At 50.1% G+C, this 1011-nt stretch carries 1 pseudogene; it reads right to left on the bottom strand.

The window, feature by feature from the left end:
• Positions 1–874 (bottom strand): annotated as a pseudogene (locus DPQ22_RS04020) (hypothetical protein); the annotation flags it as partial.
• Between the last annotated feature and the right edge of the window lie 137 nt (positions 875–1011).

A 1011-nucleotide genomic window follows, 5' to 3' on the forward strand; every position in this document is an offset into this window, starting at 1 on the left:
TTTTTTCCCCCACCCACCCCCGCCGCGTTATTTTGCTGAAAAATCTAATGGCCTTGGGCCGCCCTCCCGGCGGCAGGGATTCATAAATCGCCGGTTCAATCACCCGCCAGTCATTTGTCAGGTAATACGGTTCTCCTTGCTCTATCCACCGCGCCTCGCAAATAGTGCAATAATCTATGTTATCTTGCGCTTCTTTGCCGAAGAAGTCGGCGTAAGAGGGCAAATCACCGCGGATAAGCGCCGATTCCTTGTATGTTTTTCTGTCCCCCTCGCTGTCGCCCCAGCAAAAATCAAGGTCGCCCTCGTCAGCGCCGGGGAACAGCGCTTTTGCGTCCGATTTGGCCATGCGATGCAGCCTGAATGCCCGTCTGGCATCTTGCAAGTTGCATTTGTGTGCATCACGGTCAATCACCATGCTCTTAATATCAATGGCGCTCATAAAAGGCCGCCCGAGGGGGGAATTGTCAAAATCCAGAGAAACTTCGACACAGCCAAGGCCGCAAATCATCGCATCGGAAAAACTGTCGCTGTTGACACTGTCGGCATCAGCTTCGTCCTGGAACCATTCGCCGGCCGCCGTCATCATTTCGCCGTTTATATTCTTGTCGGTAGAGCGTGGTTGATAAATAATGCGGCGCTTATTGCTTATTTCCGCTCCCAACACGCTATTGATGTTGGACATAACAAGGTTTAGAACTAGAGAGGGCTTGTTTCCGTCAGATAATTCCCCTTTTTCTTCCTCTGTCCACTGATTGCCTTCGTAAAAGGCATAATCATTAGCGGCGGTGCGTTGGAACTCACAGCCTGCCTCAAAATCCGCGTCAAATTGCTTTTTTAAAGCGTCAAATCCGTCCTGGGATTGGTCAATTTTCATTCAAAAGGCCATTGAGTTTGGTTCTCTCTTACCTCCTTTATCTACCCTGCCCATCTTATAATTGCCTTCAATTTCCAAAGCATAGGGGATTATCCCAGCAGCATCGGCCGCGTCAGACCATGTATGGTCAGGCGTGT

The organism is Candidatus Tokpelaia sp. (assembly GCF_008636115.1).
GTDB lineage: Bacteria > Pseudomonadota > Alphaproteobacteria > Rhizobiales > Rhizobiaceae > QLZD01.